The sequence below is a fragment of the Pseudomonas weihenstephanensis genome (assembly GCF_001043055.1).
GTDB classification, from domain to species: Bacteria; Pseudomonadota; Gammaproteobacteria; order Pseudomonadales; family Pseudomonadaceae; genus Aquipseudomonas; species Aquipseudomonas weihenstephanensis.
Window position 1 is genome coordinate 47417 of the sequence record NZ_JYLF01000001.1, and the last position, 24699, is coordinate 72115.

Annotated in this window: 25 protein-coding genes and 1 pseudogene; 14 read left to right on the plus strand and 12 right to left on the minus strand. The window is 59.2% G+C overall.

All coding sequences use genetic code 11. From position 1 onward, the window contains the following. Positions 1–26: 26 nt before the first annotated feature. The 5 genes from TU86_RS00290 to TU86_RS00310 all read right to left on the minus strand — a co-directional run bounded on the left by TU86_RS00290 (position 27) and on the right by TU86_RS00310 (position 4142). Entirely contained in the window at positions 27–725 is a 699-nt protein-coding gene (locus TU86_RS00290) for an OmpW/AlkL family protein (RefSeq protein WP_048362325.1), read from the minus strand. Between the two features lie 272 nt (positions 726–997). Next, complete coding sequence (locus tag TU86_RS00295; RefSeq protein WP_048362326.1) at positions 998–1528, minus strand: DUF3299 domain-containing protein; 531 nt, start codon at positions 1526–1528, stop codon at positions 998–1000. 10 nt (positions 1529–1538) lie between these two features. After that, on the minus strand, positions 1539–2804 hold the full coding sequence (locus TU86_RS00300; RefSeq protein WP_048362327.1) for an ABC transporter permease: 1266 nt from the start codon (positions 2802–2804) through the stop codon (positions 1539–1541). Between the two features lies 1 nt (position 2805). Continuing rightward, positions 2806–3516 (minus strand): ABC transporter ATP-binding protein, encoded by a 711-nt coding sequence (locus TU86_RS00305; RefSeq protein WP_048362328.1) that lies wholly within the window; start codon positions 3514–3516, stop codon positions 2806–2808. 71 nt (positions 3517–3587) lie between these two features. Then, entirely contained in the window at positions 3588–4142 is a 555-nt protein-coding gene (locus TU86_RS00310; protein WP_048362329.1) for a DUF2796 domain-containing protein, read from the minus strand. Between the two features lie 134 nt (positions 4143–4276). Between TU86_RS00310 and TU86_RS00315 the strand changes: the two genes are divergently transcribed. Then, on the plus strand, positions 4277–4618 hold the full coding sequence (locus TU86_RS00315; RefSeq protein ID WP_048362330.1) for a hypothetical protein: 342 nt from the start codon (positions 4277–4279) through the stop codon (positions 4616–4618). A gap of 91 nt (positions 4619–4709) precedes the next feature. On the opposite strand, the gene TU86_RS00320 is transcribed toward TU86_RS00315, so the two are convergent. The 3 genes from TU86_RS00320 to TU86_RS00330 are packed head-to-tail and all read right to left on the minus strand — an operon-like array spanning position 4710 to position 6752. Further along, positions 4710–5585 carry a thioredoxin family protein gene (locus TU86_RS00320; protein ID WP_048362331.1) on the minus strand — a complete coding sequence of 292 codons (876 nt, stop codon included), beginning with the start codon at positions 5583–5585 and terminating at the stop codon, positions 4710–4712. Between the two features lie 31 nt (positions 5586–5616). Beyond that, positions 5617–6306 carry a class I SAM-dependent methyltransferase gene (locus TU86_RS00325; RefSeq protein ID WP_048362332.1) on the minus strand — a complete coding sequence of 230 codons (690 nt, stop codon included), beginning with the start codon at positions 6304–6306 and terminating at the stop codon, positions 5617–5619. Next, positions 6303–6752, minus strand: coding sequence for a YbaY family lipoprotein (locus TU86_RS00330; RefSeq protein ID WP_048362333.1), 450 nt, complete (start codon positions 6750–6752; stop codon positions 6303–6305). Before TU86_RS00330 ends, TU86_RS00325 begins: the two co-directional genes overlap by 4 nt. Before the next feature lie 140 nt (positions 6753–6892). Here TU86_RS00330 and nrdR point away from each other — a divergent pair, with 140 nt between their 5' ends. The 10 genes from nrdR (at position 6893) to TU86_RS00380 (ending at position 14351) form a co-directional block, all read left to right on the plus strand. Beyond that, positions 6893–7357 carry a transcriptional regulator NrdR gene (nrdR, locus tag TU86_RS00335; protein WP_162207792.1) on the plus strand — a complete coding sequence of 155 codons (465 nt, stop codon included), beginning with the start codon at positions 6893–6895 and terminating at the stop codon, positions 7355–7357. A 38-nt stretch (positions 7358–7395) separates the two neighbouring features. After that, positions 7396–8487: a bifunctional diaminohydroxyphosphoribosylaminopyrimidine deaminase/5-amino-6-(5-phosphoribosylamino)uracil reductase RibD gene (gene ribD / locus TU86_RS00340; RefSeq protein ID WP_048363004.1), complete on the plus strand. Its 1092-nt coding sequence runs from the start codon at positions 7396–7398 to the stop codon at positions 8485–8487. 46 nt (positions 8488–8533) lie between these two features. Further along, on the plus strand, positions 8534–9199 hold the full coding sequence (locus TU86_RS00345; RefSeq protein WP_048362334.1) for a riboflavin synthase: 666 nt from the start codon (positions 8534–8536) through the stop codon (positions 9197–9199). A 16-nt stretch (positions 9200–9215) separates the two neighbouring features. Beyond that, positions 9216–10307: a bifunctional 3,4-dihydroxy-2-butanone-4-phosphate synthase/GTP cyclohydrolase II gene (gene ribBA, locus TU86_RS00350; protein ID WP_048362335.1), complete on the plus strand. Its 1092-nt coding sequence runs from the start codon at positions 9216–9218 to the stop codon at positions 10305–10307. A gap of 92 nt (positions 10308–10399) precedes the next feature. Next, on the plus strand, positions 10400–10876 hold the full coding sequence (gene ribH, locus TU86_RS00355; protein WP_048362336.1) for a 6,7-dimethyl-8-ribityllumazine synthase: 477 nt from the start codon (positions 10400–10402) through the stop codon (positions 10874–10876). Further along, positions 10873–11373: a transcription antitermination factor NusB gene (gene nusB, locus TU86_RS00360; RefSeq protein ID WP_048362337.1), complete on the plus strand. Its 501-nt coding sequence runs from the start codon at positions 10873–10875 to the stop codon at positions 11371–11373. Before ribH ends, nusB begins: the two co-directional genes overlap by 4 nt. Before the next feature lie 15 nt (positions 11374–11388). Further along, complete coding sequence (gene thiL / locus TU86_RS00365; protein WP_048362338.1) at positions 11389–12348, plus strand: thiamine-phosphate kinase; 960 nt, start codon at positions 11389–11391, stop codon at positions 12346–12348. A gap of 172 nt (positions 12349–12520) precedes the next feature. Then, the gene (ribA, locus tag TU86_RS00370) at positions 12521–13138 is read left to right on the plus strand and encodes a GTP cyclohydrolase II (protein ID WP_048362339.1); all 618 of its coding nucleotides are present in this window, start codon (positions 12521–12523) and stop codon (positions 13136–13138) included. Further along, positions 13135–13554 carry a hypothetical protein gene (locus TU86_RS00375; protein WP_048362340.1) on the plus strand — a complete coding sequence of 140 codons (420 nt, stop codon included), beginning with the start codon at positions 13135–13137 and terminating at the stop codon, positions 13552–13554. Before ribA ends, TU86_RS00375 begins: the two co-directional genes overlap by 4 nt. Further along, positions 13554–14351 (plus strand): cobalamin-binding protein, encoded by a 798-nt coding sequence (locus TU86_RS00380; protein ID WP_048362341.1) that lies wholly within the window; start codon positions 13554–13556, stop codon positions 14349–14351. Before TU86_RS00375 ends, TU86_RS00380 begins: the two co-directional genes overlap by 1 nt. 51 nt (positions 14352–14402) lie before the next feature. Here the strand turns inward: TU86_RS00380 and TU86_RS00385 are convergent, their stop codons facing one another. From TU86_RS00385 to TU86_RS00400, 4 genes are all read right to left on the minus strand, one after another. Beyond that, positions 14403–16253 (minus strand): TonB-dependent receptor domain-containing protein, encoded by a 1851-nt coding sequence (locus tag TU86_RS00385; protein ID WP_048362342.1) that lies wholly within the window; start codon positions 16251–16253, stop codon positions 14403–14405. A gap of 125 nt (positions 16254–16378) precedes the next feature. Continuing rightward, positions 16379–18277, minus strand: a complete 1899-nt coding sequence (dxs, locus tag TU86_RS00390; RefSeq protein WP_048362343.1) for a 1-deoxy-D-xylulose-5-phosphate synthase — start codon at positions 18275–18277, stop codon at positions 16379–16381. A gap of 132 nt (positions 18278–18409) precedes the next feature. Further along, positions 18410–19297 carry a (2E,6E)-farnesyl diphosphate synthase gene (gene ispA / locus TU86_RS00395; protein ID WP_048362344.1) on the minus strand — a complete coding sequence of 296 codons (888 nt, stop codon included), beginning with the start codon at positions 19295–19297 and terminating at the stop codon, positions 18410–18412. Continuing rightward, positions 19294–19536 (minus strand): exodeoxyribonuclease VII small subunit, encoded by a 243-nt coding sequence (locus TU86_RS00400; RefSeq protein WP_048362345.1) that lies wholly within the window; start codon positions 19534–19536, stop codon positions 19294–19296. Before TU86_RS00400 ends, ispA begins: the two co-directional genes overlap by 4 nt. 567 nt (positions 19537–20103) lie before the next feature. Between TU86_RS00400 and tssK the strand changes: the two are divergent. From tssK to tssM, 3 genes and pseudogenes are all read left to right on the plus strand, one after another. Beyond that, positions 20104–20247 (plus strand): annotated as a pseudogene (tssK, locus tag TU86_RS22785) (type VI secretion system baseplate subunit TssK); the annotation flags it as partial. A gap of 5 nt (positions 20248–20252) precedes the next feature. Then, entirely contained in the window at positions 20253–21134 is an 882-nt protein-coding gene (gene icmH, locus TU86_RS00410; RefSeq protein WP_048362347.1) for a type IVB secretion system protein IcmH/DotU, read from the plus strand. A 2-nt stretch (positions 21135–21136) separates the two neighbouring features. After that, positions 21137–24649 carry a type VI secretion system membrane subunit TssM gene (gene tssM / locus TU86_RS00415; protein ID WP_048362348.1) on the plus strand — a complete coding sequence of 1171 codons (3513 nt, stop codon included), beginning with the start codon at positions 21137–21139 and terminating at the stop codon, positions 24647–24649. The last annotated feature ends 50 nt before the right edge of the window (positions 24650–24699 follow it).

Consider the following 24699-nt stretch of genomic DNA (forward strand, 5'->3'; position numbering starts at 1 on the left):
CGCCTTTTTTTGTGTGCGGCGGTAGCTTAGAACTTGTAACCCAGGCCCACCATGTAAACCCATGGATCTACATCAACGTTGACCTTGGCTCGCGTGCCCGGTGCAACGCCGTTGTTTTCAACGGTGGCGCGGGTATCGATGTCGATGTAACGCGCCTGGGCGTTGATCATGATGTTGTCGGTCAGCATGTAGTCAGCACCGATCTGCCACGCCATGCCCCACGAGTTTTTCGCTTTGAAGTTGTCGAAGCCTGCTGCATTGGCGCGGCTGCCGACGTGTTCGTCATAGATCCAGGTGTAGTTGATACCGGCACCCACGTACGGTTGGAACACCGACTTGGAGTCCAGCGGGTAGTACACAACGCTCAAGGTTGGCGGCAAGTGCTTCAGGGAGCCGAGTTTGCCGTTGGCGGCATCAAGGCCGGTGCCTTTGAGTTTCACGTCATGCTCAAACGGCGTCGCCGCCAACAATTCGATACCAATGTTGTTGGTGACCATGTACGCAAAGTTGAGACCCAATTGGGTGTCGCTGCTCATCGTTGCTTTGCCGCCCAGATCGTAACCCGACAATGGACCTTGATCCACTTTAACGCTGGAGCTGTCGGCTTTCGGGTTAACCGTGATTGCACCGGCACGGACGATGATGTCGCCTTCAGTGTGCGCGTGAGCAAGTGGGGCAACGACGGCGAGGGCGAGGGCCGCTACGCTGAGCAAAGACTTGTGCATGGGAGCTCCAATTGGATATTTAAAATTTATATAACCAATGGTAATGAGCGCCCTGCGCATGTCTGTTGACCCAGCTCAATGAAACGGTGAAGACCGACAAAATTGTGAAAATTTCGTGAACCAACACGCAAACGTTCACTCTGTAGCCAGCCACGCAGTGCTGACATACCCCCTGCTGCCAAGTCTTTAACGGGGGCTTGAGCGACGCCGCAGTCTTCGGGTTTACGATCCCTTGGCCATTGAACCTCGCCTTCGGCAACGGCGACGAGGGACTATTCCGGCAGTTCGTAGACGTAGATTTTCTGCGCATCCATCTGGTAACCGGCATCAGCCAGTTCGCTGGTGCTGGGCTTGACCTGCATCGCGCCTTCGATCCAGTACGGTTGGTACAGCTCATCGAGCTTGACCCCGACTTTGCTGGTGACATGCACGATCTGATTCGACGGCGGCGGCGGGACATGAATGCAGGCGCCGTAGTACGGCACCAGCAAAAAGTCCGTGGTGCGTCCTTCTTCACTCACCTCAAGCGGCACGATATAGCCCGGCAGGCGGATGTGCTGACCGTCCAGCGCAGGCACCACCGGGGCATTGGGCGTGCCCTGTTTGGCCGCGGGTGCTGCCTCCGGATCAAGGTTGCCCAGTTGCGACAGGTCGTGCATCGGCGCCATGTCCGCCACTTCGGGCGGCGCATCCGGCGGGATCATCTCAGACCAGGTCAATTCCTTCGGTTCAGCCGCCCACAGTGGAGCGGACACCAGCAGCAACAGTGCGAGCAGCGCGCGCGGCAATACAGAGCGATTCATAGGCACAGGCTCATAAGCGAATGGACAGACCATCGGCCAGCGATTGTCGGTAAGCGCGCCAGGCGGGCACGCAGCCCATCAACAGGGCGGCTGCCAGAATACCTGCGAGCAAGGTCCATTCATATTCACTCGGCCAGGCCAACGGCAAATACAGCCCGTAGTTCGACTGCACGTAGCCTTGGGCCACGGCGATGCTCACATACAAGAACGCCACACCTGCAACCACGCCAGCCAATGCCAACGCCAGCGCTTCAAACACCAGCAAAGTGGCAATGTGCCAAGGGCGGGCACCCACTGAGCGCAAAATCGCCATCTCGCGGCGTCGCTCGTTGAGGCTGGTCAAAATGGCGGTGAGCATGCCAATCAACCCGGTCAGCACCACAAACAACGAGACCACAAACAGGGCCTTTTCAGCGGTACTCATCAAGCTCCAGAGTTCTTGCAGGGCCACGCCGGGCAAAATCGCCATCATCGGTTCTCCGCGAAATTCATTGATTTCACGTTGCAGGGCAAAGGTCGAAATCTTGCTGTTCAACCCCAGCATAAAGGCGGTAATGGCCTGCGGCGTGAGGTCCATGTTGCGGGCCTGATCGGCCGTAATGCGGCCTGCGCCGCGAGCAGGCACGCCGTTATGCCAGTCGATGTGAATGGCTTCCATGCCGCCGAGGCTGATGTGCAGCGTGCGGTCGACCGGGGTGCCGGTGCGCTTGAGAATGCCGACCACGGTGAACGGTTTATCGTCGTGCTTGACCAGGCTCACGGCGGCGACGCCATGCGCCAACACCAGTTTGTCGCCTAATTTATAGTGCAACGCCTGCGCGACCTCAGCCCCCAGTACCACTTCAAACGGATCGGTAGCAAAGGCGCGGCCAGTGGCCAGCTCAAGGTTTTGCCGATGGCCGTACTGATAATGCTCAAAGTACGCCTCGCTGGTGCCCATCACCCGGTAGCCGCGGTGGGAGTCACCCAACGACATGGGAATTGCCCACTTCACCTTCGGGTTATTGGCGAAGTGTTCAAAGCTGTCCCAGCGGATGTTGTTGGTGGCATTGCCGATGCGAAACACCGAATACAGCAGCAAATTGACCGACCCCGAACGTGCGCCGACGATCAAGTCCGTGCCGCTGATGGTGCTGGCAAAACTGCTGCGGGCCTCCGTTCGAACCCGCTCCACGGCCAGCAACAAACACACAGACAGGGCAATCGCGAATGCTGTCAGTAACGCGGTAAAACGGCGGTTAGCCAGGCTGGCCAGCGCAAGACGAAACAAATACATCTCAGACCTCTGCCGTCGTGGCGGCACGATTGAGTTCAGACAGCGACAGGTTGCGATCAAACAGCGGGGCCAGGCTCTGGTCGTGACTGACAAACAGCAAGCTGGCCCCGGCCTCGCGGCATTCGGCGAACAACAATTGGATAAACGCTTCGCGGGCATCGGCATCAAGGGCCGAGGTGGGCTCATCGGCGATCACCAGCTCGGGTTGGCCGATCAGGGCACGGGCGGCGGCGACCCGTTGTTGCTGGCCGATGGACAGCGAGTCGGCGCGCCGCTCCAGCAACGCGGGGTCTTTAAGGCCCAAATGGGCGAGCAAGGTTTGCGCCGCTTTATCAACGCTACCGTGGCGTTGGGTGGCACGGCTGGCGCGCAGTTTGGAAAAGTGACACGGCAACTCAACGTTTTCGCGCACTGACAAAAAGGGCAGCAAATTGAATTGCTGAAAAATATAACCGGTGTGATCGACGCGAAACCGGTCCCGTGCGCCCGCCCCGAGTTCGCTGAGTGCTTGGCCCAGTAAACGGATCGTCCCCCTATTGGCTTTTTGCACACCGCCGAGCAAGCCCAGTAACGTGGTTTTACCACTGCCGCTGGGGCCTTTGAGGAACAGGGTTTCGCCCGCTTGCAGGCGGAACTGAGGAATATCCAGCAGCACGGGGTGGCCCGGCCAATTAAAACTCAGGTCGCTCAGTTCGATGAGTGCATGGGTCATGGGGAGTCAGGGTCGCCTGCAATGTGATGGGAGGGCCTAGAGGCGCAAGGCAAGCTCGCGCCTGTACCCGTTTAGAACGTGAGCGTCGCTGCTTTGGCCGTCACTTGCACGGCCTGCTGACCGCTTGGGCCGATCAGTTGTACCTTGAATGTGTGGGTGGCGGGGAATGTCTTGAAAAACTGCGCCAGATCCAGGGTTTTCAGGGCTTCAGGATGGCTGCACGTGAACGCGTAGTGAGCTTCGATATCGCTGTGGTGATGCTCTGTTTTACTCACGCGCTCTTCAGGGGCCGGCTCGAATAACGGGCTGTTGAGTTCCTGTTCATCGACCGTGCAACCGGCTGTTTTCGGCACGCTGAACAGCACTAATGGATTGGCCAGTTGGGTGCGGGCGGCAGCGACCTTGGCTTTGTCAGCGTCAGTACTGGCAAGGTGCTCGAACCCCACCAGATTCATGGCCGGGCCGTCGAGGTCCAGTTCCAGTGTTTGACCATCAAGCGCCACGTTCAAGCTGGCAACGCCGTGTTCATGCGGCGCCAGGCTGCCGTGTTCGTGATCGTGGTCCTCAGCATGCGCCACAGCCAGCGGCAACAGGGCAAACGGCAAAGCAAGCAGCAAACGGCGCATAGCATGACTCCAGCTAGGAAGAGGGAATGGCTTGTTATGTGATCTTATAACAATGTTGCGAGAGTTTGCCCGTGTGCTTGGCGTTACGCAAGACGCGTGGGAGCATGCCTTCATGAAACTTCAGGAGCAGGGTGATGGTGCGTATTCGCGGAACAATTGGCGACTGGCCAGTGGATTTGACGGTAGAGCTGGATGAGGCGGAGTGGGCGCAGCTGGGCGGGCAGTTAAACGTTAACGCACCGGCCCCGGTTGCAGTTGCCAACAAACCTGCGAATCAAGACGATGCCGTGTGGGAAGCGACCAAGGATTTGTTGCGTCAGGCGGGTCAGATGACCGGCCCGCAACTGCTCGCCCAACTGCAAGCGCTGGCCGGCAGTACAGGTGCCGGGAAGCGCTTGCTGGTGCGATTGCGCCACAGCAGCGAGGTGAAAGTGGTCAGCGGCACTGACTCACCGGTTTACAGCTGGGTTGAATAAATCAGCAGGATGCACGCCCGACTTGGCGTAGGCGCTGGCTGCGATCTTTTTTAAGATCAAGCGATCGCAGCCTGCGTGTTGATGTGCGGATTTAGTACAGCGCTGCAAACAATTTGCGGCGGTAAGTGGTCACCAGTGGGTGATCGTTGCCCAGCAGGTCGAACACTTGCAGCAAAGTTGTGTGCGTAATGCCTTCGTTGTAGCTGCGATTGCGCACAAAGAGCTTTAGCAAACCTTCGAGCGCGCCTTCATATTGCTGGCGGGCCAATTGCTGAACGGCCAGTTGGTAGGCAGCTTCATCGTCCTGCGGGTTTTGCGCCACGCGGGTTTTCAAGTCCGCGACATCGGGCAGGTCTTTGGCTTGGCTCAAAAAGGTCAATTGCGCCTTGGCGCCCGCCAGCTCGGCTTTGTGTTCATCGCTTTTTACAGCATCGAGCACGGCTTGCGCTTCTGCCAGCTCGCCACGCTCAGCCAGGCAGCGACCATACAAAATCAGCGCCTTGGCGTGGGTGTTGTCTTCGGTCAGGACCTGTTTGAGTAGCGCCTCGGCTTCGGCAAAACGGCTTTCGGCAAACAGCGCCTGAGCCTGAACCATCGGGTCTTCGGCGGCCGGAGCAGGCATTTCGACATGTAGCTCAAGCATGGCGCGAATAGCGGACTCCGGCTGTGCTTCCTGAAACCCGTCGACGACTTTGCCTTCCTTGAACAGCACCACCGTCGGCAGGGTCTGGATACCGATGCGCCCCACGATGTCCTGTTCAATGTCGCAATTGACTTTGGCCAGCAGCAGCTCGCCTTGGTATTCCTCGGCAATGTGTTCCAGGATCGGCAGCATCACTTTGCACGGTGCGCACCATTCGGCCCAGAAATCGACTAACACCGGCTGCTCGAAAGAGGCTTCGATCACGCGTTTATCGAAGTCTGCTGAGGTCACATCGAAGCTGAAAGTCGTCGTTGGCTGATTCATTACGGGTCTCGAAACAGGTAAATGAGGGCAACTATAAAGGCTGTGCGGGCACGCTGAAAGCCGTACTGCGGCGCTGCGCATGATATAGGCTCACTTGGCGAAACTCATGGGGTTCGGCCAAGTCGGGCAAGGTCAATGCCCTGAGCGTTGCCAGTTGCCGGTACAGCGGATGTTTAAAGTCGCGCACCCGCGAATCAGCCACCAATGCCTGCTGCCCTCGAGTCAAAAATTGATCCAGTAGCGGCAGGTTTTCCCGGTCGTAGAGCACGTCGGCCACCAGAATCAGATCAAAGCGGTCCGCCTCGGCAAAAAAGTCGCTGGAATAGCTCAGTTGCACATTATTCAGTTCAGCGTTGGCTCGACAGGCAGCCAGCGCCAATGGGTCCAGATCACACACCAGCACTTGCAGCGCGCCGGCCTTGGCCGCGGCAATGGCCGCCACCCCCGAACCGGCGCCAAAATCCAGTACGCGCTTGCCTTTGACCCACTGCGGGTGTTCGGCCAGATACTGCGCCAATGCCAGGCCGCTGGCCCAGCAAAAGGCCCAGTAGGGCGGCTCGTAGAGAATGCGCCGGGTTTCGTCCGGGGTGAAGGCGCGGTCCATGTTGTGCGCGTCGATCAACCACAGTTTGAGGGAGGTGCCAGGCAGATCGGTGGCCACCAGCCGCGCATCACCCAGCAGCTCACTTAATGACTGTTGCAGGTCGAACGGTGTGTTCATGGCGCTTTGACGAGTGCCAGGGTGCCCATTGCCTGGGTCGCGGGTTGGCCGATGATGCGCGACGGCAGGTGCAGAATCAGTTGCCCGGACTGACTGGCGCGCCCGCGCAGTTCCACCCGTGCCCCGGCCGGAAACGCTTGCGGGTTGAATCGCAGCTTGAACGGCAGTGGCTGGCTATTGCCGATGATCTTGCTGCTGGCCATCAGCCCTTGAGGACGTCCGCGTTCATCCACGATCAGCATTGCCAACTCGACTTCTGCGCCAGCCGGTACGCCGGTCAGCACGCCACTCAATTCACGCTGATAGGCGGGCAGGGGGCCAAGATCGGCCGGGGCATCGGTTTTTGGCTGCGCCAGCACCTGGGGTTGTGCCGACTTTGGCGGCTCACTGCTACAGGCGACCAGCAAACTGGCGAGGCACAGCAAAACAAGCGTTCGTAGCGACATAGTGGGCTCCAGCGGCAGGTCAGTCGTTGTATCAGATTGTGTAAAACGTAGTAGGCGGACTGTATACCGTAAAGCCTATGGCTTGTCTTGCCAGTGGGATGCGCTACCATGGCGCTCCCCATTTTTTGTTGCCTGCCACCATGCACTGTCCCTTCTGCGGTGCCAACGACACTAAAGTCATCGACTCGCGTCTGGTCGCCGAGGGCGATCAGGTGCGCCGCCGGCGTGAATGCCTGGCCTGTGGTGAGCGTTTCACCACCTTTGAAACAGCTGAGTTGGTCTTACCCCGCCTTATCAAGCAAGACGGCAGTCGTCAGCCGTTCGACGAAGAAAAACTGCGCGCCGGCATGCAGCGTGCGCTGGAAAAGCGCCCGGTGAGTGTCGAGCGCCTTGAAGCGGCGCTGGCCCATATCAAAAGCAGGCTGCGCGCCACCGGCGAACGCGAAGTCAAATCGCTGGTCGTGGGTGAGCTGGTCATGAGCGAGCTGCAAAAGCTCGACGAAGTGGCCTACATCCGTTTTGCCTCTGTTTATCGACGCTTCCAGGACCTCAATGAGTTCCGTGAAGAGATCGACCGCCTTGCCCGTGAGCCTTCAAAGGAGTGATTGTGTCCACTGAGCAACTGGTTTTAGACGCCCATTACATGGCGCGTGCCATCGAGTTGGCCCGTAAGGGGCTGTACACCACCCACCCCAACCCTCGTGTGGGTTGCGTCATCGTGCGTGACGGCCAGATCGTCGGCGAAGGCTGGCATGTGCGTGCGGGTGAGCCGCACGCCGAGGTCCACGCCTTGCGGGCCGCCGGTGCACTGGCTCGCGGGGCGACGGCCTACGTCACCCTTGAGCCGTGCAGTCATCACGGGCGCACCCCGCCGTGCGCCGAAGGCTTGGTCAATGCCGGGGTCGCCCGCGTGGTGGCCGCCATGCAAGACCCCAACCCGGAAGTCGCAGGGCGTGGCCTCAAGCGTTTGGCCGATGCTGGCATTGAGGTGCGGTGCGGAGTGCTGGAAGCTCAAGCGCGTGCCTTGAACCAGGGCTTTCTCAAGCGCATGGAGCATGGCCTGCCGTTTGTGCGGGTCAAGCTGGCAATGAGCCTGGACGGGCGCACCGCGATGGCCAGTGGTGAGAGCCAATGGATCACCGGGCCTGCCGCACGTTCTGCGGTGCAGCGTTTACGCGCGCAAGCCAGCGTGGTGATAACCGGTGCCGACACGGTACTGGCCGATGGCGCCCGTTTAACGGTGCGTGCCGATGAATTGGGGCTGGACGCCGAGCAGACCGCGCAGGCCATGAGTCGTGCGCCGCTGCGCGTGTTGATCGACGGGCGCTTGCGCGTGCCGCTGGATGCACCGTTCTTCAAGGCCGGACCCGCGCTGGTCGCCACCTGTGTGCCGCCTGCCGAACAATACCGCACAGGCCCCGAATGCCTGGTGATTCCGGGTGAGAACGGTCAGATCGATCTGCGCCAGTTACTGCGGGCGCTGGCCGCCCGCGATGTCAACGAAGTGCTGGTTGAAGCCGGTCCTCGTCTGGCGGGTGCATTTGCCGAACAGGGTCTGGTGGACGAGTATCAGATTTTCATCGCAGCCAAGTTTTTGGGCTCTACGGCCCGTCCCTTGCTGGAGCTGCCGTTGACCCGCATGAGCGAAGCGAGCGAGCTCAAGATCATCGAAATGCGCGCGGTAGGGGATGACTGGCGAGTCACTGCCATACCTGTGCCATCAGCGAGCGTATAATTCTCAGCCTCCGTTTTACGCAGGCTTGGTTCTCAAGGGGAACGCCATGTTTACCGGCATTATCGAATCCATCGGCAACATCCGTGCACTGACCCCAAAAGGTGGCGATGTACGGGTTTATGTAGACACCGGCAAGCTCGACCTGAGCGACGTCAAGCTGGGCGACAGCATCGCGATCAACGGCGTGTGCCTGACCGCGGTTGAGTTGCCGGGCAACGGTTTTATGGCCGATGTCAGTCGCGAAACGCTGGACTGCACCGCGTTCAATGATTTGAAAACGGGCAGCCGGGTCAACCTGGAAAAGGCCCTGACCCCGACCACACGTCTGGGCGGCCATTTGGTAAGCGGCCACGTGGACGGCGTGGGCGAGGTGATCTTGCGTGAGGAGAACGCCCGCGCCATTGAGTTCCGTATCCGCGCACCCAAAGCGCTGGCCAAGTACATCGCCCATAAAGGCTCGATCACGGTAGACGGCACCAGCCTGACCGTGAACTCGGTCAATGGCGCCGAATTCTCGCTGACCATCATCCCGCATACCCTGACTGAAACCATCATGGGCGACTACCGCCCTGGCCGCCGGGTAAACCTTGAAGTTGACCTGTTGGCGCGTTACCTGGAGCGTTTGTTGCTGGGTGACAAAGCCGCCGAGCCGACCCAGGGCAGCACCATCAGCGAAAGTTTTCTGGCCGCCAACGGCTACCTCAAATCCTGACTTAAGGGGGTGCCGCGTGGCGCTCAACAGCATCGAAGAACTGGTTGAAGACATCCGCCAAGGCAAGATGGTCATCCTCATGGATGACGAAGACCGCGAAAACGAAGGCGACCTGATCATGGCCGCCGAGTGCTGCAAGGCTGAGCACATCAACTTCATGGCGCGCTTCGCCCGTGGCTTGATCTGTATGCCGATGACCCGCGAGCGCTGCGAGCTGCTCAAATTGCCCTTGATGGCACCGCGCAACGGTTCGGGTTTTGGCACCAAGTTCACTGTTTCCATTGAAGCGGCGACGGGCGTCACCACGGGTATTTCTGCCGCTGACCGCGCCCGCACCGTGCAAGCGGCCTCTGCCAAAGATGCCAAGGCCGAAGACATCGTCAGCCCCGGCCACATCTTCCCGCTGATGGCCCAGGCGGGTGGCACTCTGGCCCGCGCCGGTCACACCGAAGCCGCCTGCGACCTGGCGCGCATGGCCGGTTTCGAACCCAGCGGCGTGATCTGCGAAGTGATGAATGACGACGGCACCATGTCCCGTCGCCCGCAGCTTGAAACATTTGCGGCTGAACATGGCATCAAAATCGGCACCATTGCCGACCTGATCCACTACCGCATGATCCACGAACGTACCGTTCAGCGGATTGCCGAGCAGCCGTTGGACAGCGAACTGGGCCAATTCAATTTGGTGACCTATCGTGATTCAGTCGAAGGTGATGTGCACATGGCGCTGACCCTGGGCAAGATCTGCGCTGACGAACCGACGCTGGTACGGGTGCACAACATGGACCCGCTGCGCGATCTGCTGATGGTCAAGCAGCCCGGCCGCTGGAGCCTGCGCGCCGCCATGAGTGCCGTGGCACAGGCCGGTAGCGGGGTTGTATTGCTGCTGGGTCATCCGCTGGACGGTGATGTACTGCTGGCGCATATCCGCGAAACTGCCGACGCTGCGCCAGTGAAAAAACCGACCACTTACAGCATCGTGGGTGCCGGTTCGCAGATCCTGCGTGACCTTGGTGTGCGCAAAATGCGCCTCATGAGTTCACCAATGAAGTTCAACGCCATATCCGGTTTCGATCTGGAAGTTGTAGAATACGTGCCCTCCGAATAAAGACCGGGTATTTCCCGTCTGAAATTCGTGGCCCAAACTCCTTAAAGAACGCACGCGAGTGCGTTCTGGCTCTTTAATACGAGACATACCGAATGACCCTGAAGACCATCGAAGGTACCTTCATTGCCCCCAAAGGTCGCTACGCACTTGTAGTTGGCCGTTTCAACAGCTTTGTTGTCGAAAGCCTGGTGAGTGGTGCCGTTGATGCCCTGGTTCGCCACGGTGTGAACGAAAGCGACATCACCATCATTCGCGCGCCGGGTGCGTTCGAAATCCCGTTGGTTGCGCAGAAGGTTGCCCAGCGCAACGAATTCGCCGCCATCATCGCCCTCGGCGCTGTGATTCGTGGCGGTACGCCGCACTTCGAATACGTTGCTGGCGAGTGCACCAAAGGCTTGGCCCAGGTGTCCATGCAGTTCGGCGTACCGGTTGCATTCGGCGTGCTGACCGTTGACTCCATCGAGCAAGCCATCGAGCGTTCCGGCACCAAAGCCGGTAACAAAGGCGCAGAAGCTGCCTTGTCCGCCCTCGAAATGGTCAGCCTGTTGGCGCAGTTGGAGGCCAAGTGATTTCCGACGAAAGCGATCGTTTCAACCCGCGCGATCCAAAACCTGCGGACGCTGGCAAGCCCTCTAAAAGTGCCAAACGTCGCGAAGCGCGTCAGCTCGCGACCCAGGCGCTGTACCAGTGGCACATGGCCAAGCATTCGTTGAACGAAATCGAAGCGCAGTTTCGCGTTGATAACGACTTCACTGACGTTGATGCGGCTTATTTCCGTGAAATCCTGCACGGCGTGCCTGCACACTGTGGCGAAATCGATGCTGCCCTGACCCCGTGTCTGGACATCACCATCGAAGAGCTGGACCCGGTTGAGCTGGCTGTACTGCGCCTGTCCACCTGGGAGCTGATCAAACGTGTCGACGTGCCTTACCGCGTTGTGATCAACGAAGGCATCGAGCTGGCCAAAGTGTACGGTTCCACCGACGGCCACAAGTTCGTCAACGGTGTACTCGACAAATTGGCGCCACGCTTGCGTGAAGCCGAAGTTAAAGCGTTCAAGCGCTAAACAGCGCTGCGTGCCATGGGCGAGTTTGAGCTGATCCGCACCGTCTTCGCTGCCGCGCCTTGTGCGCAAGGCGGCGAGGGCGTTGCGCTGGGTATTGGCGACGACTGCGCCCTGCTGGATGTTCCCTTCGGGGAACAACTGGCCATCTCTACCGACACGCTGGTGGCAGGCGTGCACTTCGCAGATCCTTGCGACCCTTTCTTGCTCGGTCAGCGTTCGCTGGCAGTGGCGGCCAGTGATTTGGCGGCCATGGGCGCAACCCCCCTCGCGTTTACCCTTGCCCTGACCTTGCCGACGGTTAACGCCGATTGGCTGCAAGCGTTCGCCCGGGGTTTGAATCAAATGGCTGTGGCGTGCAATCTGCGCCTGATCGGTGGCGACACCACGCGTGGGCCGCTGTGCCTGACGCTCACGGTGTTCGGCCGCGTGCCCAGCGGGTGTGCCCTGACCCGCAGCGGTGCGCAGCCGGGTGATGTGCTGTGTGTGGGCGGTGAGTTGGGCAATGCCGCCGGGGCCTTGCCCTTGGTGTTGGGCCAGCGCAGTGCCGAATCGTTTGTTGCGCAACCTTTGCTGGCGCATTACTGGTCGCCGCAGCCGCAACTGGCGTTGGGCCAGGCGCTGCGCGGCAAAGCCACCTGCGCGCTGGATATCTCCGACGGCTTGTTGGCCGATTGCGGGCACCTCGCGCTGGCGTCACAGGTGCGGCTGCTGATCGACAGTGATCGCGTGCCGGTCTCATTGGCCCTGGAAGAATTTCTGGGCAGCGCGGGCGCGCAGCAAGCGGCCTTGAGCGGCGGCGACGACTACGTACTGGCGTTTACCTTGCCTGAGCGCGATGTGTCGATCCTGCTGGCGGACGGCTGGCCGATCCACGTTATTGGGCGTGTGGTTGAAGGGCAGGGCGTCAGTCTGATCGACGAGCACGGCCAAGACATCACCCCGGCAATCTGCGGCTACCAGCACTTTGCAGGCTGACGCCCTCAGTGGTCGCAGCCTTCGGCAGCGACTACAGAGGGGGGTGTTGCTGCGAAAAGCCATCAAACTTTTTGATCGTTATCTCCGATAATTCAGCCTAAGCGTCTGTAGGAACGTCCTGTTACAATGCGCCTCTGCGAATCTCCAGTCCTCATTTGATCAGGAGCACACGGTGCCCGTCGCTTTTGTTGCAGCTTGCAAACTCCCTACTCCCTTTGCCGAATTCACCATGCATGGCTTCCTTGAGAAAGCCACGGGTCGTGAACACGTTGTGCTCAGTTTGGGCGACGTAGCGGATGGCGCGCCCGTGTTGGGTCGGGTGCATTCTGAATGCCTGACCGGCGATGCACTGTTCAGCCAGCGCTGTGACTGTGGTTCACAGCTCGAAGCGGCCTTGCAGGCCATCGCCCGCGAAGGCCGCGGCGTGTTGCTGTACTTGCGTCAGGAAGGCCGCGGCATTGGCCTGCTGAACAAGATCCGCGCCTACGAGTTGCAGGACGGCGGCGCTGACACCGTTGAGGCCAACGAACGTCTGGGCTTTGCGGCCGATCAGCGTGATTACGCAATCTGCCTGCCGATGCTTGAGCACATGAGCGTCAAGTCCCTGCGCTTGATGACCAACAACCCGCGCAAGGTCAAAGCCTTGACCGATATGGGCATCACCGTCGCTGAGCGTGTGCCGCTGCACACCGGCCACAACCCGCACAACAAGCTGTACCTGGCGACCAAGGCCAATAAACTCGGGCACATGATGGGCAATCAACACCAGAACGAGGCTGATCCGGCGTGACCCGGGGCCAGCGTCGTCGGCGTTTGAGTTTCAGTTGGTGGCAACAGTTGGTACTGACCCTGCTGCCGCTGGCATTGGCCAACTGGTTTTTCGGTAAGTCCGAACCCTTGCTGCCTGGGCTGACAATGCCTTTCTTTATTGCCGGGGTGGCGTCGATGTTTGTCACCCTGCGCACGTTCAGCCCCTACAAACATGGCCTGATCAACCTGCAAAAAGCCCTCGATACCGCGCAAGAGCCTGCTGCCTGGGATCATCTGGCGCAGGTACGGCGGCGTGCTTTGCTGGCCGCCGGGCTGCCTGCCTGGATCGCCGCGCTGGCGGTATTTGTCGGGCTTGAAGGTGTGCCGCTGTTGTTGCTGGCGTTGTCGACGCTGGTGCTGTTTTACCTCTATCGCATTCCTCGTCAGGTCGGTTGATGCGCCTGTGGCTGGCGCTTGCGTTGCTGGCCGTGGGCGTACCCGGCATGGCCGCCACGCGGGTGGTCAGCCTGGCACCGTCGCTGTCTGAAATCGTGGTTGAACTGGGCGCCACCGACCTGCTGGTCGGGCGTCTGGACGCAGGCGAACCCGTGCCGGAACTGGCCCATGTACCTTCAGTAGGCGGCTATGGCCAGTTGGACATGGAGCGCGTGGTCAGCCTGCAACCGGACTTGCTCTTGCTATGGCCGGGCAGCGTCGGCGTTGCGCAACGCGAACAACTGCGCCGGTTGAACATCCCGACCTACAGTGCGGAACCCAAAAGTCTGAGTGAACTGGCCGAACAGGTCCAAGCCCTGGCCGTTGCCTTGAATCGCCCCGAGCGCGGCCTTGAACTGGCCACGCAGTGGCGGGCGCGGCTGGCTGAGCTGCGCGCGCAGTATCACCGTGATACGCCGTTGCGGGTGTTTTACCAAGTGTGGGATCAACCGCTGTATACCGTGGGTGGCGGGCAAATCATCAGCGATGCGCTGGCGGTATGCGGCGCCAGCAATGTGTTTGCAGACCTTCATCTGCCTGCACCGCAGGTCAGCATCGAGTCTGTGTTGCAGCGCAACCCTGAGCTGATCATTGCAGGCACCCAGGCGCAGTTGACTGCCTGGAAAGCCTGGCCGCAGATCGACGCGGTACAGCACGGGCGATTACTTTTATTGAGCGACAAAGGTCTTGAGCGGCCGAGCGGGCAGATGATCGAAGCAACAGCCAAGCTCTGTCAGCAACTGTCGATAACCCCGTAGACGCTGGCGAAGGCTGCGAGCGGTTGATCTAAAAAAACACAGCCGTCGGGGTTATAAGGGGGGCGTCCAGGTCACGCCAAATTGCAGGCTGCGCCGCTCTTCGCGATAGCCGTAATACTGCCCTTCATAGCCGTATAGCGCGCGGGTGAAGGTTTTATCCAGCAGGTTGTCGACTTTCACCTCCAGGCGCACTTCTGAACTGGCTTGCCAGTTGCCCCGCAGCCCTAACAGTCCATAGCCGCCAATCGGCTGTTGATTGGCTTCGTCGTTATAGCTGCTGCTCACCGCTTGCCAACTGGCGCCGACGCCAACGCGGTCGAACTGACGATCCAGATCCAGGCTCAACGTGCGCCGCGCACGACGGCTCAGGGTTTTACCCGTGTCGCGGTCGCGCGGGTCGATGATTGCGATGCCCAGGCTGCTTTGCCAGCCGAACCACTCTTGGTGCAGGGCGCTTTCAAAACCGGTAATGCGGGCTGAGCCAATGTTTTGCTGAATCCAGTCGGCATCCGCCACGATTGCGTCGCGAATGTCTGTGCGATACAGCGATGTCTCCAGTCGGCTGGTGTCGCTTAACTGACTGCGCCATTGCAGCTCGTAGCTTTTGGAGTGCTCGGGTTTGAGTGACGGGTTGCCAAACTGCGGGTAATACAAATCGTTAAACGTTGGCGCACGAAAGCCCTCGCTGTAGGACAACAGCACATCGTTGTCCACATTCAACGGCACAGTCAGGCTGCCACTCCAGGTGTTGTTGCTACCAAATTGTTGGTTTTTGTCGTGACGCAGCCCCAGCTCCGTCGAAAAGTACTCGCCCTCAAAGCGATGCTGAACAAACGCTGCGCGGTTCCAGCGGCTGTCTTGCTCAAAGTCAGTGCTGCTGCGTACCCGGTCTTCATACGTATCAACGCCAAGCATCAGGCTGTTTTGATCGTCCAGCGTCAGGGTGTTCTGCCAATTCAACGCGTCGCGATAGGTGTTGAAGCTGTAAAGGGCAGGGCTGAGCTTGTCCCGGGTCTTCTCGCGGTTCTCGCTATGGCCCAGCTCAAGGCGTGAGTTCCAGCGCTCTGAGAGCTGCGCATCGATAAAACTGCCCACGCTGCTGATGTCGAAATCGCTGTAGCCCTGTTGGCCGAACATGGCATCCAGTTCGGTTTTGCCGGTGCTCTTGATGGCACTGATCCCGACTTCCAGTGTGTCGCTCAGGCTGTGGTTCAGGTTCAGGCTGACGGATTTGTTGCGGTAAGCGTCGTGATCGTTATCGACCGGGTAGGACACGGTGGTGCGATTAATACCCGCCGTTTCCTCCAGCGCCCCGCTGAGGTTGAAGCGTGTTTGCGCATCCCCGCCAGAAACCCCCACGCTGTTTTGCGAGCTGCCATAGCTGCCTGTCGCACTGTGCAGGCGCAGTTGCGGTGCTTGATGGGCGCCACGTCGGGTGAAAATCTGAATCACTCCGCCAATGGCATCGCTGCCATAAATCACCGAGCGCGAGCCGCGCAGCACTTCTACGCGCTCGATCTGGTCAATGTTCAGGTATTGCAGGTTGCTGTCGGCCGACGTGGCATTGGCCATGCGCTGGCCGTCGACCAGTACCAGGCTTTGCGCTGACTTGGTGCCGCGAATATAGATGCCCGGTAACGCCCCGCGCCCACCACTGCGTGCGACTTGTACGCCGGGCACGCGCCCCAGCAGGTCGCTCAGGCTGGTGGGTTGCAGGCGGTCGATGTCGGCGCGGGTAAACACTGTATTGGCGCTGCTGCTGTCCGAGCGCGCCTCTACCTGGCGATTGCCGGTGATCAGTGTTTGCGGGAGCTTGAGCGCGTCGTCACGTTCAATGGCGTCGGCCATCAGCGAGCTGGCAGGGATAAAGCTGAGGAATAAGGCTGTGCGCAGATGTTTCATGGAATCCGGATTCTGTAGTCGCCGCCGCAGGCTGCGATAAGGGCCCAAGGCCTTCAAGAAAAAGGTCCGTCGCCACGACGCACCCCCAACCCTTCGCAGCCTGCGGCAGCGACTACAGAGTGTTTTTAAAGCCCCAGCAGTGCCATGCGCTGGCGCACCGAGGCTTCAATGCCTGGCGCATCCAGACCGCATTCGGCCAGCATCTGGCTCGGTTTGGCGTGCTCGACGTACACGTCCGGCAAGCCCAGGTGAAGCATGGGCTTAAGCAGGTTTTCGCGGGCCATGAACTCACTGACCGCTGAGCCTGCGCCGCCCATGATGGCGTTTTCTTCGACGGTCACCAACAGGTCGTGGCTGTTGGCAATTTCTCGCACCAGCGCTTCATCCATCGGTTTAACGAAACGCATGTCGACCACAGTGGCGTCGAGTGTTTCGGCCACTTGCAGGGCTTGGGCCAGTTGCACGCCGAACACCAGCATCGCCACTTTCGACCCTTTGCGACGGATCACGCCTTTGCCGATCTCGATCGGTTCCAGTGTTTTCTCGATAGGCGTATTGGGCCCCGTACCGCGTGGGTAACGCACCGCCGCCGGGCCGTTATACAGATGGCCGGTGGTGAGCATTTTGCGCAATTGGTTTTCGTCACTCGGGGTCATGATGACCATGCCCGGAATGCAGCGCAGGTAAGACAGGTCGAAGCTGCCGGCATGGGTTGGCCCGTCTTCACCCACCAGGCCCGCACGGTCGATGGCAAACAGCACGTCCAGGTTTTGCACGGCCACGTCGTGCACCAACTGGTCATAACCGCGTTGCAGGAACGTCGAATAAATGGCCACCACTGGCTTAGCGCCTTCGCAGGCCATGCCCGCGGCAAAGGTTACGGCGTGTTGTTCCGCAATGGCCACGTCGAAATAACGCAACGGGAAGCGCTCGCTGAACGCGATCAGGTCCGAGCCCTCTTTCATCGCTGGGGTAATGCCCACCAGGCGCTGATCGGCGGCGGCCATGTCGCACAACCACTCGCCAAACACGGCGGAATACTTAGGCCCGCTCGCGGCTTTGGGTGCGGCTTTTGGCGCGTCCAGCGGTTCAAGTTTGGTGATGGCGTGGTAACCGATCGGGTCGACTTCTGCCGGGGCGAAGCCCTTGCCCTTTTTGGTGACGATGTGCAGGAACTGCGGGCCTTTGAGGTCACGCATGTTGCGCAGCGTCGCGATCAGCGTGGGCAGGTCATGGCCGTCAATCGGGCCGATGTAGTTCCAGCCCAGTTCTTCAAACAACGTGCCGGGCACCAACATGCCTTTGGCATATTCTTCGGTACGGCGGGCGATTTCCCAGGCGCCAGGCAACCGCGACAGCACTTTCTTGCTGCCTTCGCGCATGCTGGCGTAGGTGCGGCTCGACAGAATTTTGGCCAGGTAGTTGGACAGCCCGCCCACATTGCGCGAGATCGACATGTCGTTGTCGTTGAGGATCACCAGCATGTTGGCGTTGACCTCCGGCGCATGGTTCAACGCTTCAAACGCCATGCCAGCGGTCAAGGCGCCATCACCGATCACCGCAATGGCCTTGCGGTCGCTGTTTTGCAAACGGGCGGCAATTGCCATGCCCAGCGCAGCGCTGATCGAGGTGCTGGAGTGACCGACGCCAAAGGTGTCGTACTCGCTCTCTGAGCGACGCGGGAAGGCGGCAACGCCGTCCTTCTGGCGCAAGGTAGCCATTTGCTCGCGACGGCCGGTGAGGATTTTGTGCGGATACGCCTGATGACCCACGTCCCACACCACGCGGTCGTCCGGGGTGTCAAACACGTAGTGCAACGCGATGGTCAGCTCGATGACGCCTAAGCCTGCACCAAAATGCCCGCCCGTCTGGCCGACGGTGTAGAGCAGTTCCTGGCGCAACTCATCGGCCAAAGGTTCCAGCTCGGCTTCGGCTAACCGGCGCAGGCCCGCAGGCGTGCCGGCTCGGTCGAGCAGGGGCGTGGTCGGGCGCTTGCGGGGAAACTCATGAAACGTCGTTGGCATCAGGCGAATCGTTATAGGTATAAGAAGAGGCGGCAGTTTACCTTATGCAACGTAAGCTGCCCACGGAGTCTGGTATTCGTTAGTCAGACCTTGGCATTAGAGGGTGTCTGAAATATCGGGATAGCGCCGCTTTTAGTGGCGGCGCTCTACGATATAGCGCGCCAGTTCACGCAATGGCTCTGCCGCTGCATCAAAAGGTCGCAGGGCGTCAATGGCCTGATCGCGCAGCTCAAGTGCATAGGCTTTGGCGGCGTTCAGGCCCATCAAAGACGGGTACGTAGGCTTGTCACGGGCCGCATCGGCGCCCGACTGTTTGCCCAGAGTGGCGGTATCGCCTTCCACATCAAGGATGTCGTCCTGCACTTGAAACGCCAAACCAATGGCCCGCGCATACACCTTCAGTGCCTGCAAATCACTGGGCTGGGCACGGCCGCTGGCCAATGCGCCCAGTTGCACACTGGCTTCGATCAGGGCGCCCGTCTTGTGCCGGTGCATGTATTCCAGGGCGTTTTGATCAAGCTTGATACCGACTGAGCCGAGGTCGATGGCTTGACCGCCTACCATGCCTGCCGGGCCTGCGGCCAATGCCAAGTCAGACACCATCTGTAAACGCGTCTGGGCATCCAGTGTGCTCATGTGCGTGTCGAGCAGGGCGCTGAACGCCAGGCTTTGCAAACCGTCACCGGCCAGAATTGCGCAGGCTTCATCGAAGGCTTTGTGCGTAGTGGGCTGGCCACGGCGCAGGTCGTCGTCGTCCATTGCGGGCAAATCATCGTGTACCAGCGAGTAGGCATGAATAAGCTCTACCGCGCAGGCTGCGCCGTTGGCGTGCTCGGGTGGGCAGCCCAAGGCTTGGCAAGCGGCATACGCCAGCAGCGGGCGAACCCGCTTGCCTCCATTCATGACGCTATAGCGCATGGCCTCATATAGACGGGCCAATTGCGGCGACGGCGCGACAAACAAGCGTTCAAGGGCCGCATTGACGCGGGCCTGGCTGCTGGCCTGGTAGGCATCAATCATTCGGGCTGTTCCGCATCAAAGGGTTCTTGCGCCAGTTCGCCATCACGCTCAAGCAAGATCTGCACTTTTTGCTCGGCTTGAGTGAGTGCGCCCTGGCAATCACGGGTCAGGCGAATGCCTTGTTCGAAGGCTGTCAGCGAGTCTTCCAGCGACAGCTCGCCGTTTTCCAGGCGCTCGACCAGTGTTTGCAGCTCTGCGAGTGACTGCTCGAAATCCGGGGAAGTTTTTTTGCGGGCCATGGCGGCGCTCTCGGTAGGCGTTAAAACCGGCCGACACTAGCAGACGCTGAGTTTTGGGGCAAATCCGGCGGCGGGTGCTGGTGCTCAATGCGCTTGTGCATTCACTGGGCGGGGGATTGAGCCACCGTGTCTATTTGTCTTTGGGCGCCGTAGGAATGGGGCTGTAAATGCTAGCGATTATGCTCCTAAAAGATGGTTTTGAAGATTTTTTAGCTCCGAGACGCTTCCTTTAGAATTACGGAAAATTCCGACATTTTTTACTTTTCCTTTCCAATACTGTCTCGCCACTTGAACGGAATCGGTAGTGGCCAATGGCAACTTTTTCTTATTTTTGGACAGCATTCAGAGCGCGTTCTTCTTTGATTGGCGGCAGGCCATGACCTATGCCAACAAGCTGTATGCGCGGGTTATCAGTTTGGCCAAATCGCCGGTATTCAAAGACAGCTTTGCGGGCAGCGACGTGCGTTTCTCTCATGAGTTCGAGGCCCTGGAGCGTGAGCGGGGTAAGGCTCAATCGTTGTATGAAAACGTCCCGATCGACTGGCTGGCCGTAGATCCGCGGAAAATCCCGTTCACGCCGACAAAACCTATTTCATCCTCGAACTCAATGCCGACGATCTGGCGCAAATGCAGCGCTCAGGCGGCTTTGCCTTCCATGTGTCGGGTGAGTTCTCTGAGCTTGAACTGAAATTTTGGGCTATCAGGAACTGACCCTCATGAAAACAGATATTCAACCGCCTCAAGGCAGTAAAACCGTGTTGGTAGACCGCTACGGCAGAGCGCCGCAACAGGTTGCGCTGACCGATGCCGAACACGCTCCACGCATTGAAAACATCGGCGCGCTAAGGGTGTTCAACGCCCGGCTGGCACCTGACGAAACAATCAGTATCAGCCTTAACCCTTTAGTGGCTGCGGCCAGTGATGTGTTGTCGTTTGTGGTCGGGATTGAACGCAACGTCCAGCAGCACACGCGAGACACCCTGAGCGCTCACCTGACCAAAGCCATAAAAGCATTCGAAGCCACGGCACTGCGCAACGGGGTTGAAAGCACTCAGGTGATGAGTGCTCGGTATGTGCTTTGTACGGTGGTGGACGAAGCCATCGCCACTACGGCATGGGGCAATGAAAGTGACTGGCCGCAAAAGAGTTTGCTGGGCAGTTTTCACAACGAAACGTTGGGTGGCACCAAAGTCTTTCAATTCATTGAGCAGGTCTCCAGGGACCCTGTGCGCAACCTGTATTTGCTGGAGCTGCTGTACGTGTGTTTGTCGCTGGGCTTTGAGGGCAAATTCCGCATAGAAACCCGTGGCGCGCTGGAGCTGGACTCCATTCGCGACAGCCTGTATCGGCAAATCCGCCACCTGCGCGGTGATGCCATTCGCGAAGTGTCCCCTCATTGGCAGGGCTTGGGCCTGCGGCGTAACAGCGTGGTACGCATCGTGGCGCGTTGGGTCCTCGTGGCTCTGACCCTGGGCTGGGCGGGCGTCATGTACGCAGGGTTTGCCTGGGTCTTGGACGAGCAACGTGAAGCGGTCATGCAACCTTATCAACAGCACGCTGCTCTGGTTGTAAGGGCCGCAGTTGTAAACAGGAATTGATGATGAAGAGTTTCTTGAAAGCGAGCATGGCGCTGCTGCGTCAGACATGGCTCTGGACCCTGATACTGGTGTTAGGTTTCGCGCTGTTGGTGTGGTGGGTGGGGCCATTACTGGCGGTCGATGATTACAAGTTTTGGGCAGACCCCATCGCCAGGCTTTTAAGCATCAGCGCCTTGTTGCTGATCTGGGGGCTGGCGATGGTGTATGTCAGTTGGCGCACCGGTGTGCGTAAAAAAGTGCTGGCAGACAGCGACGCGGGCAAAGCACACGAGCGTCAGGAGCAAGAGATTGAAGCGTCGCGCAAAAACCTGCGCAAACGCTTTAAAGCCGCGTTGCACATCTTGAAAAACACCAGCATTTACAAAGGCCGGAGTGAGCGCTGGCGCGACGAGTTGCCCTGGTACGTGTTGCTGGGCCCCCAAGGCGCTGGCAAAACCAGCTTGCTGGACTTTTCGGGGCTGGAGTTTCCGCTTAACAAACTTGACCGCACCCTGACCCGCGATTTGCGTGGTACGTCTGATTGCGAGTGGTACTTTTCCGAGCACGGGGTGCTGATAGACACCGCGGGGCGGTTTTTGACACAGGGTAATGAGCGCTTAGATGCCAGTGGCTGGAACACCTTGCTCGGATTGTTGCGCAAACGCAGGCGTGAACGACCTTTGAATGGCGTACTGGTGACTGTGCCGGTGGACCTGCTGAGCCAAGGCGATCAACCCGCGTTGTCGCAATTGTCAGATCAGATTCGGGCGCGCCTGCAAGACATCCATCGTGTCCTGCGCATTGAGCTGCCGGTGTACCTGGTGCTGAGCAAGACGGACAGCGTGCCAGGGTTTGATGCTTTTTTTGAACAACTGACCCGCGATGAGCGTGCTCAGGTATTTGGCGCCAGTTTTGATAACAACCAAGACGCAACGGCGCTGCTGCGCGCAGAGCTTGAGGCGCTGCTGGTGCGTCTCAACAGCCAGATCATCACGCGCATGCACCAGGAGCGAGATCCGCAACGCCGCGGCCTTATTCTGGATTTCCCTCATCAGTTGAGCCAGATCGCCGCGCAACTGTGCGTCTTTAGCGACATGACGTTTACGGGTAATCGCTACCCGCGCGCCAGCCCGCTACGGGGCGTTTATTTGACCAGCGCGCCCCATGTCATGGCCAGCCCCCCTACGCAAAATCCGGAAGCGCACAGCGTCGAGACAGCCCAAAAACCGCAATCGCCATTTCTGCACACAGGTCGCGCTTACTTTATTAACCATCTGTTGAGCCGCGTGATTTTCCCGCAAGCGCAACTGGCTGGGCTGGACAAGCGTGAGCAGCGCCGTATTCATTGGGGGCAGCGGTTTCAGTACCTGCTCGCGATGGCTGTGTTGGGTGGGTTAGGGGGGCTGTGGGCAAGCAGTTTTTCATCCAACCATGAGCGCCTGGAACAACTGCGTCATTTGGCTCAGCAAGGGGTTCAACAACGTGCGCAATTGAGTCCGCGCGATGATGCCCAGGCTGCGCTCCAGACCCTGGGCACGTATTACGCGGCAACTCAGGTGTTCCCGTCCATGACGCAGGTTGCGTTGTATGAGCGCAGCGGTCTGTATCAGGGCGCTGCCGTTAAGCGGGCGCTCACCCAGGCTTACCAAAACGAACTGCACACGCAGTTATTGCCGCGTGTCATGCAGCAACTCGAACAGCAGATCCGCGCCAACCTTAACAATCGCGAGCGTTTGCTCAATAGTTTGGGTGCCTACCTGATGTTAGACGCCGTTGAACAACGCGATAACGCCTGGCTCAAGGCTTGGGTTGCCCGCGACTGGTCGCTGCGTTACCCGGGGCTGACAGAGGTGCAAAACGGTCTTAATCAGCATTTCGAACGCTTATTGGGAACCGCCTTCAAGGCCCCGCTCGATGAAGGGCTGATAGCACAGGCGCGACAGGTATTGCGCAGTGAGTCATTGGCCACGGTGGTGTATCGCACATTACGTGAGCAGGCCCACTCATTGGCGCCTTACAGCCTCAGCCAGCATCTCGGGCCACAGGGCCATTTGTTCAGCGGTGCGGATTACAGCATTCCGGGCTTCTATACCCAGCAAGGTTATCAACAGTTTTTTTCGATCCAGGGCGTGAGCCTGGTGCGTGACATTCTGCGTGATAACTGGGTGTTGGGCGAGGGCAGCAGCAACAGTGCGATGGACATGCGCAAACTCATGGTTGCACTGGAGCAACTGTATTTTCGTGACTACGCCGACCATTGGGCTGAAGCGGTTGGGCGCCTGGCGTTGCAGCCGATGAGCGACGCCCGTGAAGGTGCCGAGCAGATGGCAGGCCTGACGTCTGCCAACTCACCGCTCTTGCAGCTGTTGGTCGCCGTGCGTGAGAACACGCGCTTGATCAGCATTGCCGATGAGTTGCCTTCTGTAACGACTACCGTTGGCACGCAGGGCGGCACACTCACGGCTGTTGCCGGGGCGGTTGTCGCCAAAGGCACTGAAGTCTTGGCGAGCACTGTGCCGGACACCTCAAAGAAAGACTTGCAGCGCCAGTTTGAGCCGTTACACCGTTTACTGGATGACAAGGATGCGCCGACGGCGAGCCTGACACCGTTATTGGTCGGCCTCACGGATGTGCAATTACAAATGGCAGTGCTGGCTCGCGCCAGTGCGCCGGATCAAGCCGCTTATGAGATGGCCAGGCTGCGCATAAGTGGGCAGCGTGATGCGCTGAGCCATTTACGCCAAGCCGCCCAACGCTTACCGCGTCCCCTCAACGGCTGGTTCAACACCCTGACCGAGGACACATGGGGGCTGGTGCTTAACGATTCGTATCAATTTTTAAATAAACGCTACCAGCACGAGCTGTACCGGTTTTATGCCCGAGCGCTCAAGCAGCGCTACCCTTTTGATGCACACAGCAGCAGCGATGTGGCTTTGAACGACTTCCGTGAGTTTTTTAAAGCGCAGGGGCTTGCTGATCAATTCTTCGACACCTGGATGAAACCTTTTGTCAGTCGGGACGCGGGCAGTTATCGCTTGCGCAGCATGGACGGTAAAAGTTTGCCAATGTCACGGGTGTATTTTGAGCAAATGGCCACGGCTCAAGTTATTCGTCAGGGCTTTTTTGCACAAAATCCATCCGAGCCGCAGGTGCAGTTCACCCTCGAGCCTTACAGCCTGGACACCAACGTAAGCCGTTCGCAGTTGCGCTTCGGTGATCAAATGATCGAATACCGACACGGTCCCACCGTACCGATGAATTTCCAGTGGCCGACTCTGGCCGACAATGGGCGTACCAGCCTGGTCCTGGAAAAAAACGTCGGACGTCCCATCGGCATCGAAAAAAACACAGGGCCGTGGTCACTGTTTCGAGTATTGGACTTGATGCAAATCGACTACCTGAGTGGGCGCGACGTCATGTTGCTTAAGGCCGATGTGGGCGGGCTGCGGGCCGACTATGTGCTTATGAGTCAGCGCACACCGAACCCGTTTGACCTGCAAACGCTGCGCAGCTTTCGTTTACCTGCCCAGCTGTGAAACGCGTGAGCGCGCAATGGCGAACAATTGTGGTGTCGTGACCACCTCAT